Consider the following 5,975-nt stretch of genomic DNA (forward strand, 5'->3'; position numbering starts at 1 on the left):
CGCGCAGGCGGTAAGCCACACCTCGCGGCCGTCGGCCGTGAGCGTCATCGTGGCCGGCCCGGTGGTTAGCCCCGAGCCGACCCAGATGATGCGCGAGTCCAGCCCGCGGGGCGGCCGTCGCCGCTGGTCCAGGTACGCATCCTCGGGCCGGACGACGCGGAGGTGCCGCCGGGCGAGGTGGGCGAGATCTGCGCCCGCGGCAAGACCCTCTTTTCCGGATATTTCGCCCGACCCGACTTAAATGCGGCCAAGTCGCGGAGCGGCTGGCATCACACCGGCGACCTCGGCCGTCGCGAGCCCGACGGCACGATCACGTTCATCGGCCCCAAGCTTCGCATGATCAAGTCCGGGGCCGAGAACATCTACCCGGCCGAGGTCGAACGCGCGCTCAAGTCACACCCCGCCGTGGCCGACGCCGCGGTGATCGGAGTCCCGGACGGGACGTGGCACCAGGCGGTCAAGGCCGTGGTGGCGCTCGAACCGCAGGCGACCGCCACGGCCGACGACCTGATCGAGCACGTCAAGACGCAGCTGGCGTCGTACAAGAAGCCGAGGGACGTGGCCTTCGTGGACACGATTCCCAAACGCGGCTTCACGCCGGACTACGACGCGCTGGACGCCGCGCACGGCGGCGGCAACTACCCCGGCACGTAACGGCGGGCCAGGCCCTGCCCGGCCTCCAGGCCGCACTCGTCCACTCGCGTGGGACCGCTGACACGCCGCGAAAAATGCGCGAATCTCAAAGAATGGCGAGCGGAGTGACCGGGCTGCCCGTGCCTCCCTCGATCCTCAGCGGCGCCACCACGAACACGAACTCCGCCGGCCCGGCCGCCCCCAGCACCTCCAGCCACAACATCTCGATCAAGTGGATGCCGTGCCGGTGCAGCAGGATGAGGTGCAGGTCGTCGGCGAGACCCTCGTCGGCGAGCCCGCGCACGTTGAGCCCGCCGATGGCGGCGTTGTCGGCGGCCACCACGGACACGTCGTGAGCCGCCAGCCAGCGTCCCGCGTCGGCCGACAGGCCTGGCTGCCCCGACCAGTACTCCTCCCTCGACCGCTCCCACACCAGCGGCCATCCGGTACGGATCACCGCCACGTCCCCCGGCCGCGGCGTGGCGATCTCCTCCAGCAACTCGGCCGAGATGCGGAAATCGGCGGGCAGATGGTCGAGACCGAGCCGCCGCGGCACGTCGAACAGCACCCCCCTGGCCACCACGCCGCCCACCTGCTCGATCCCGCACCGGGTGGCGCCGTACGACCGGACCCGGGCCGCCGGGTGGCCGTTGTAGACCTGGCCGCCCGACCACATGTGGCACAGGGCGTCCATGTGGGTCGTGGTGCCGTGCGGGGTGACGATCAACGCGTCGTCGGCCACGCACAGTCCGTCGCCGATGGGCCGGGCGCCGGCCGCGTAGTCACCGCCGTCCACGGACATGAAGTGTTGCGGCAGCGGGCGACCGCGCAGGTGCGGCACCGTCGTGGGGGCGGGTGAGGAGGTGGCGCCCCTGATCGGCATGGCCAGGTTGAGCACCTCGCCGGTGGTGGCGGCGCTCAGGGCGGCGAGGACCACGTCCGGGGTGAGGAGGTTCAGGGTGCCGCGCTGATCGTCTGGGCCGAATCGTCCCCAGTTGTTAGGCTCGTGAACCAAGTAAGCGCTTCCTTTCTTCCGCGGAGGTCTGATGCACTGCGATCCTCGGTTCTCCCGCGTACGCGAGGTCTTCGAGCGGCATTTCGCCGACGGCGAGGAGCTGGGTGCGGCCTTCGCCGTCTACCTGGACGGCGAGCTGGTCGTGGACCTGTGGGACGGGGTGGCCGACCGGCATACAGGGCGGCGCTGGGAGCACGACACGCCTGCCTTCGCCTACTCCTGCACCAAGGCGATCACCGCCACCGTCCTGCTGGGGCTGGCGGAGCGGGGGCTGGTGGACGTGACCGCGCCGGTCGCGGACGTGTGGCCGGAGTTCGCCGCGTGCGGCAAGGAGGCGATCACGGTCGAGCACCTGCTCACGCATCAGTGCGGACTGCCGGTGCTGGAGGAGCCCGTGCCGGTGGAGGAGTTCGAGGACCAGGCGGCGATCGCGGCCAGGCTGGCCGGTCAGGCGCCGCTCTGGGAGCCGGGGGCGGCGCACGGCTACCACGCTCTGACGTACGGGTTCCTGGTGGGCGAGGTGATCAGGCGGGTGACCGGCAAGTCCGTGGGGGAACTGGTGGCCGCGGAGATCGCCGGGCCGCTTGATCTGGAGTTGTGGGTGGGGGCGCCCGACCCCGTGATCGACCGCGCGGCCCGGCTCAAGGCCGCCGACCGCCCGCAGCCCCTCACCACCACCGAAGCCACGCCCGCCGAAGCCCCGACCGGCGGAGGCCCGCAGGCCCCGGACGAGGCTCAGGCCGGTGAGCGGCCGGGTGACGCGCTGGCCGAGATGGCCAGGGCGGCGCTCGACCCCCAGAGCCTCATGAACCGAGCACTCGGCAACCCGGGCATGCACCTGCTCAAGGGCGGCGCGAACCACCCGGTGATCCTGCGTGCCGGCTGGCCCGCGGCCGGGGTGGTCACCACGGCCAGGAGCCTGGCGGGCTTCTACCGCTCGCTGATCGCCGGGGACCTGCTCGGCCGCGGCACGCTGCGGGATGCCACGCGGATCCGGGTGAACGGCCCGGACCGGGTCCTGTTCCTGGACACCGCGTTCGGGCTCGGATTCATGCGGCCGTCGCTCACGTTCCTGATGCCGTCGGAGACGGCGTTCGGCCACTCCGGCCTGGGCGGCTCCATCGGTCTCGGCGACCCGGAGCGGGGGCTGGCCGTCGCGTACGTCATGAACAAGATGGCCAACGCGGTCTCCGGCAACCTGCGCGGCATCCGCCTGGTGGAGGCGGTCTACAAGTCGCTCTGAGGGGGTCATCACTGCATCGTGACGCCGCCGCTCACCGACAGCGTCTGGCCGGTGATGTAGGCGGCGCGGTCCGTGCACAGGTAGGCCACCAGCCCCGCCACGTCGGCCGGGGTGCCGAGGCGGCGCAGCGGGATGCCCCGTGCGATCTTGTCGACCAGCCCCGGCTCGGCCGCCGCGACCCGCCGCAACATGGGGGTGTCGGTCGGGCCCGGGCAGACCACATTGGAAGTGACCTGGGCTTTGGCGGCCTCCCGGGCGAGCGTCTTGGCCAGCCCGAACAGCCCGCTCTTGGTGGCCGCGTACGCGCCCTCGCCGCCCGAGCCCGCCCTGGCGCCGTCCGAGGAGACGAACACGAGCCGCCCCCACCGCCTGGCCATCATGCCGGGCAGCAGCAGCTTGGTCAGCAACATCGGCCCGCGCAGGTTGACCTGCCACATGAGGTCCCAGCCCGCCGGGTCGCTCTCGGTGAACGGCTCCACGATCGCCACCCCGGCGTTGTGCACCAGCACGTCCACGTCCCCCACCGCGCCACCGAACGCCTCCACGGACGCCGGCGAGGTCAGGTCCAGGGCCGCCGCCCGCACGCCCGGCAGGCCCGCGGCGACCTTCTCCGCGCCCGGCAGGTTCACATCGGCGACCACCACCTGCGCGCCGAGCGCGGCCAGGTCCGTCGCGATGGCCGTGCCGATCGCGCCCGCTCCCCCGGTCACCACGGCCACCCGCCCGTCCAGGCGCAGCCCGTCCATCACTTCCACACCTCGATCAGGTCGGCGGCGGTGGCGCGGGTGGCGAGCAGGCTGATGGTGTTCCTCAGTACGGCCTGCGCGTACTCCTCGGGGATGCCGGCCACCGCGTCCGTGACCACCGTCACCCGATAGCCGAGGTTGACGGCCTCCAGCGCCAGCCCAGGGATGCCGAGGTTGAGCGAGACCCCGGCCGCGACCACGGAGGAGACGCCGAGCGAGCGCAACGTCATGTCGAGCGAGGTGCCGGTGAACGGCGAGAAGCCGTGATAGCGCGGGCTCTCCAGGTCGCCGGGATCCCGCAGCTCAGGGAGCACCTCGACCGCGGCCGTGCCCTCCAGCATGTGCTCCGGGTCCTTGAGGAGGGAGACGATGAACGGGCAGTTGGCGGTGTGCGAGCCGGCCCGGTCGGGACGGAAGGCGGCCGTGCAGTGGATCACCGGGATCCCGGCCGCCCTGGCGGTGTGGAGGAGCCGGGCGATGTTGGCCACGACGTCGTGCCGCGCGCAGGCGGCCACCAGGTCCGGAAATTTCGTGAGATCACCGACGACGCCCCGCTGCATCTCCATCACGAGCACGGCCACGCCCTCCACCGGCGCCCTCCCACCTGATTAGCCGAGCGCTTGCTTGGTATTGGCGGAGCATATCATCCACCACATAGGGTCATTCAGGGTTAACGCAGGGCGAAATATGTCCACTCGTGACAACCCGAACCCCGGGTGAGACCGTCGAATCGAAGACGGCTGCCTTTGGGGGTTGGACTTGGTCCCTGGTTACCGCGAAGTACGCCAGCTCGGCGCCGGCCACACCGGCCGCGTGTTCCTCGCCACCTACCAGTCGACCGGTGCCTATGTGGCGATCAAGTACCTGAACGCCACCCTGCGCAGGGACACCGAGTTCATGGACCGCTTCCGGTCGGACACCCACCAACTGGTCGAGATCGACGACCCGAGCGTCGTCAAGTTCTACGAGTACGTCGAGACCCCGACCCGCGCGGCCGTGGTCATGGAGCTGGTCGACGGCGTGTCGCTGCGTACCCTGCTGGCCGACCACGGCAGGACCAGCCCCGAGGCCGCCCTGGCCGTGCTGAAGAGCACGCTGATGGCCCTCGCCGCGGCCCACGAGAAAGGTGTGCCGCACCGCGACGTCAAGCCGGAGAACGTCCTGGTCCAGGCGGACGGCACCACCAAGCTCGCCGACTTCGGGATCGTGGTGCACGCCGAGGAGCCCGGCGTGCCGGCGGGAACCCCCGCGTACATGTCGCCCGAGTTGTGGACACAGGACAGGGCCGGCCCGCCCGCCGACCTGTACGCGGCGGCCTGCGTGCTCTTCGAGACCGTCAAGGGACGGCCGCCCTTCCACGCGTACAAGGAAGGCGAGGAGGGCGATCTCGACGTCCCCGCCACGCGGGACAAGCACCTCGTGGAGCCGGTGCCGCTGGAGGTCGTGCCGGACTCGCTGCGCGACCTGCTCAGGCGAGGAATGGCCAAGGACCCCGCCGTCCGGTACGCCTCCGCCCGGCAGTTCGCGGCCGAGCTGGAGGAGGACGCGGTCGCCGGGTACGGCCCCGAGTGGGAGAAACGCGGCCGGCGGCACCTGGCCGAGCTGGCCACGTTGCTGGCCCTCCGCTTCCCCTTGGCCAGAGCCGATCACGCGACCGGCGGCGCCCCGATCACCCTGCGCGAGCGGATCATGAGCTTGCCCCGGCTGCCGCCGCATCTGTGGGTGGCGGGCGCGACGGTCGTGGCCGTGGCGATCGCGCTCGTGTTGTCGGGCGGGCGGCTGCCGCCGGGGCCCGGCGCCATCCTGATGCCGCCGCCGGAGGAGCGGAGCGAGCCCGCGCCTTCCCCCGCCGACGTCACCACTTCCGGCCCTACCAGGACGACGTCCCCCGCCCCACGACGCACGACGGTCGCTCCGCCGACGTCCCAGGCGCCACCATCGCCCGCCGGCACGTCCGCCCCTCCGCCGCCGCCCACCGCAGGGCAGGGCGGGACCGGCGTGCCGGATGCCGCGCGGCCGGCCGTGCAGGCGGCCAACATCGAGCGGTGGAGCGGCACGAGCGGGTCGATCAGGGTCGCGGCGAACGGGACGGGGCCGGTGCGGCTGCGGATCACGTACACGCGGCGGGACGGGGACGACGCACCGGCGAGGACCGTCCGGCAGGAGAGCCGGACCCTGCGCGGCAGCACGGTCTACACCAGCAACGTCGCGCACGACCCTGGGGACGTCGCGTGCGGCCGTCGGGCGTATCTCGGGATCCTGGTGATGACGGAGCCCGCGTCGGGCAACGGGCCTCAGGTAAGCGAGGCGGCCGTGGACGGTCCCTCCTGTCCCACCC

General features: G+C 72.0%; 5 protein-coding genes and 1 pseudogene. 3 read left to right on the forward strand and 3 right to left on the reverse strand.

What is annotated here, in order from left to right:
- Positions 1 to 93 precede the first annotated feature (93 nt).
- Positions 94 to 654: pseudogene (locus ETD86_RS51965) on the forward strand (AMP-binding enzyme); the annotation flags it as partial.
- Positions 655 to 739: 85 nt separating this feature from the next.
- Here the strand turns inward: ETD86_RS51965 and ETD86_RS51970 are convergent.
- Complete coding sequence (locus tag ETD86_RS51970) at positions 740 to 1,648, reverse strand: cyclase family protein (RefSeq protein WP_138673998.1); 909 nt, start codon at positions 1,646 to 1,648, stop codon at positions 740 to 742.
- A 31-nt stretch (positions 1,649 to 1,679) separates the two neighbouring features.
- Here ETD86_RS51970 and ETD86_RS51975 point away from each other — a divergent pair, with 31 nt between their 5' ends.
- The gene (locus tag ETD86_RS51975; protein ID WP_138673999.1) at positions 1,680 to 2,891 is read left to right on the forward strand and encodes a serine hydrolase domain-containing protein; all 1,212 of its coding nucleotides are present in this window, start codon (positions 1,680 to 1,682) and stop codon (positions 2,889 to 2,891) included.
- A gap of 8 nt (positions 2,892 to 2,899) precedes the next feature.
- On the opposite strand, the gene ETD86_RS51980 is transcribed toward ETD86_RS51975, so the two are convergent.
- Together ETD86_RS51980 and ETD86_RS51985 are read right to left on the reverse strand one after the other, a co-directional pair.
- The gene (locus ETD86_RS51980; protein ID WP_138674000.1) at positions 2,900 to 3,637 is read right to left on the reverse strand and encodes an SDR family NAD(P)-dependent oxidoreductase; all 738 of its coding nucleotides are present in this window, start codon (positions 3,635 to 3,637) and stop codon (positions 2,900 to 2,902) included.
- Complete coding sequence (locus ETD86_RS51985; RefSeq protein ID WP_246149487.1) at positions 3,637 to 4,227, reverse strand: cysteine hydrolase family protein; 591 nt, start codon at positions 4,225 to 4,227, stop codon at positions 3,637 to 3,639. The genes ETD86_RS51980 and ETD86_RS51985 overlap by 1 nt, the downstream gene beginning before the upstream one ends.
- 163 nt (positions 4,228 to 4,390) lie before the next feature.
- On the opposite strand from ETD86_RS51985, the gene ETD86_RS51990 reads away from it, so the two are divergent.
- Positions 4,391 to 5,975: serine/threonine-protein kinase (locus ETD86_RS51990; RefSeq protein WP_138674001.1), on the forward strand; the 1,585-nt coding region annotated here is incomplete at its 3' end.

Source organism: Nonomuraea turkmeniaca, assembly GCF_005889735.1.
Taxonomy (GTDB): domain Bacteria; phylum Actinomycetota; class Actinomycetes; order Streptosporangiales; family Streptosporangiaceae; genus Nonomuraea; species Nonomuraea turkmeniaca.

Coding starts and splice junctions, on each gene's coding strand:
- ETD86_RS51975 (WP_138673999.1), top strand. CDS start 1,680: ATGCACTGCGATCCTCGGTTCTCCCGCGTACGCGAGGTCTTCGAGCGG.
- ETD86_RS51980 (WP_138674000.1), bottom strand. CDS start 3,637: ATGGACGGGCTGCGCCTGGACGGGCGGGTGGCCGTGGTGACCGGGGGA.